The organism is Streptomyces nanshensis, assembly GCF_001751255.1.
In the GTDB taxonomy this organism is placed as follows: Bacteria; Actinomycetota; Actinomycetes; order Streptomycetales; family Streptomycetaceae; genus Streptomyces; species Streptomyces nanshensis_A.
In genome coordinates this window covers 1-3,213 of sequence record NZ_LJGW01000620.1, presented here as the reverse complement: position 1 = coordinate 3,213, position 3,213 = coordinate 1, and the positions used below count along the sequence as shown (strand labels likewise).

Below are 3,213 nucleotides of genomic sequence, written 5' to 3'. Positions count from 1 at the left end.
GGCCCCCGCCCAGTTGGGCAGGGGCCGCAGCCGTCCGGCTCCCGTGACGCGGCGCCTACGGCCGCACGCGCGCACCTCGGATCCGTCAGTCCTCGCGGTCTCCCTTGCGGGCCTGCCCCGCCAGGGGCGCCAGCGCGGCGGCGCCGTTCTGGCCGCCGCCGACCTTCGGCAGAAGCTGCGCCGTGAGCAGCGTCGTGAGGGCCGAGCCGTCGCCGGAGCCCTGACCGTCCGTCCGCACGACGACCGGCTGCGGGGCGCGCCCGGCGAGGATCGCGCCCACCTCCAGCCGCCTGCGGGCCAGTTCGTACTGGAGGACCGCCGGGTTGTCCCGGTAGGCCTGCGCGAGGCGGCGCTGCGCGCGTGCCTCGTTCTCGGCGGCGATCAGACCGCTGCGTCCGCGGGTCTCGATCTCGAAGCGGACCTTCTGCGCGTTGGTCTCCTGCTCCTCCAGGAGCTGGGCGACGTCCTCACGCGCCTTGTTGAGCGCGGCCTTCACCTCGACGATGCGGGCGTCGCGGACCTTCTTCGCACGCTCGATGTCCATCTGGAGGCTGTCGATGCGCCGCTTGCGGGTCAGACCCCACTCCTGCTCGTACGCGGTGCGCTCCTTGGCGACCCGCTCCCGCGTGGCCAAGTGCTGCTGGTACTGGGCCGGAAGCTGGACGTCCGGGATGTTGGAGCCGGTGATGCGCACCCCGTAGCGCGAGAGCTGCCGGTTGAGCAGCTCCTGCATGTCGGCGACGTCGGAGCCGCGCAGGTCGTACGCGCGCTCCGTCTGTACGAGCCGGGCGCGCTGGCGGATGGCGTCCTGCACGGCCTGCGAGAGCACCAGATCGAAGTTGCCCGCGCCGATGGTGCGGACGAACAGCACCGCGTCGGTGATGCGGAACTTCAGGAAGAACTCGATCGAGCGCAGCGGCACGTTCTCCCGGGTGGGGCAGGCCATCACCGGTGCCGAGTACGGGATCTCGGTGGCGGTGTCGACGACGAAGTCCACCCGCGACCAGGGGTGCCACAGATAGTGCCGCCCGGGGTCGAGGGTGCGGGTGACGGCGCCGTAGCGGGTGAGGACGCCGGCGGTGCCCTGCTCGATCTCGGCGATGGACGAGCGCCACCACCACAGCAGTCCGGCCAGGGTGAACAGGACGCCGCCGCCGTAGGCGAGGGTGGCGAGCGTGCCGTAGGCGATGTCGCCGGCGCCGCCCTCGCCGGTCTGCCGGAGCGAGAACATCAGGCCGGTCAGCAGCAGGAACACCCCCAGCCAGATCAGCAGCAGCCACCAGAGCCGTCGGGTGTGCCGGGGGATGATGACGGGGATCAGCTTGTCCGTCTCACCGCCGCGCAGCAGAGTGCGGATCTCGCTCCAGGGCGCGACCTCTTCGGAGATGACCGACCTGCGGTTGCGTGTGGCGCTCATTCCGCTGCCTCCTCGGTGGTTGCGGCCGTGGCGTGCGGGGTCGCCGATTCGTCGGCGTCGTCGAGTGCCTCGGCTGCCGCCGGCACCGTGGGACGCTCCGTCTCCAGCAGCGCGTCGATCTCCGTCTCGCGGGAGCGGATGCGCTCGGAGACCTCCTCCAGCCGTGCGCGCACGGCGGCCATGTCCTCCTCGGAGAACAGCTCGGTGCCCTGCTCGCCGACCAACTCCCGTGCCAGCGCGAGGAAGTCGACGCCGACGCCGCCTCCGTCGGCTCCCGTGGCGCCGCCCACGCGCAGCAGCCGCGGCAGGTGGTCCGCGATCTGCTCCAGGGTGTCCAGCACCTGCTGCTGGTAGCGGTACTGAAGGATCTCCGGCGCCTCGGCGGCCGTGACCGCCCGGATGTCCAGCGCCTGCGCCTCCAGCAGCGCGGCGTTGGCCTTCGCCTCCGACTCGGCCTGTACGTAGCGCTGCCGGGCGGTGGCCTCGGCGCGGTTGGTCTCCCGCTCGACGGCGGTGTCCATCTGCGCCTGGTACTGCGCGATGTCCGCCATGATCGCGGAGAGGGTCTCCTGGCGGGAGGCCAGCTCCTTCGTCAGGTCGCCCTCGTCCTGCTCCTTGCGCAGCGTGAGCGAGTACTCGTGGGTGTAGGCGTCCTTGGCGACGCGCACCATCTCCGGGGACGCCAGGTCCATCCGGTAGCCGCGGTCGGCCGGTTCGGCGTGGGTGATGTTGGCGTTGGTCAGCTCGACGGCCGGACGGAACTGCTGGTTGAGCGCTTCGAGCAGCCGCCCGGTGTCCTCGCCGACCATGTCGTAGATCCCGGCGGCCTCCTGCTCGTAGATGAGGCTGCGGATGGTCTCGCTGACGGCGTTGCTCAGCTTCTCCTCGAAGCCCCGTACGGCGCCGAGGGTGTAGACGAACTCCACCGGGTCGCTGATGCGGAACTGGATGAACAGATCGATGGACGCCTTCACGCCGCCCTTCGTGGGGGCCTCGCGCACGGGCGCGTTGAACGGGTACTCCCGCGTGGTGTTGACGATGTACGAGACCCGCTTCCACGGGTTGAGCAGGATGACCCGGCCGGGGCCGACGACGTCCTCCAGCTTTCCGAAGCGCGTGATCAGCGCCTGGCAGCCGTCCGGGACCATCACCATGCCCTGCCGCCACCACACGAAGCCGACGGCGGCGATGGACAGCACCCAGTAGTGGACGCCGAAGACGGGGTGGGTGAACACCTCGCCGCCCGCCGCGCTCACGACGGCGCTGCCGACGGCGCCGAGGACGAGCAGCAGCAACACGGGCAGCATGCTCACGAACGAGCGGCCGCGGGGCAGCGCCATCGGGCAGATGGCGTGCACCTTCCGGCCGTCCTCGCGGCGCTGCTCGCTGCGGTTGAGCACCTCCCGCGCCTCGTCCATGGCCACGGTCTGCTGCGTCATCACCGTGTCGATGCCGCCGCCCTGTTCGCGGGCGGCGGGGAAGTCGTCCGGGTCGAGGCTGTCGTCGCGCGGAGCGCCGGAGGCGCCGCCGTCCCGGCCGCCCTTCGGCCGCTGCTTCTGCGACTCGCCGCCGCGGCGGCGCAGTTCACCCTCGGCCGCCTCCCGCAGCTCCGGGTTGTCGGCGACCGCTCTCGCGGCCCGTTTCACGCTCTGGCTCACGCCGTGCCCCCTCTTCGCATGCTGTCCGTCGGCGCAGCCCGGGGCAGGTACCCCGTACCGGGGGCAGCGGCCGCGCCCGCGTACGGGCCCGTTGTGCGCCGCCGTCTGCCGTACGGGCGCTGCTCACCCGTCGCAGGC

The 3,213-nt window shown here is 71.9% G+C and carries 2 protein-coding genes; both read right to left on the bottom strand.

All coding sequences use genetic code 11. The features are described from left to right. Window positions 1-85 precede the first annotated feature (85 nt). Window positions 86-1,417 (bottom strand): SPFH domain-containing protein, encoded by a 1,332-nt coding sequence (locus AN218_RS30350; RefSeq protein ID WP_070020245.1) that lies wholly within the window; start codon window positions 1,415-1,417, stop codon window positions 86-88. Then, complete coding sequence (locus AN218_RS30345; protein WP_070020244.1) at window positions 1,414-3,075, bottom strand: SPFH domain-containing protein; 1,662 nt, start codon at window positions 3,073-3,075, stop codon at window positions 1,414-1,416. The genes AN218_RS30350 and AN218_RS30345 overlap by 4 nt, the downstream gene beginning before the upstream one ends. Window positions 3,076-3,213 lie beyond the last annotated feature (138 nt).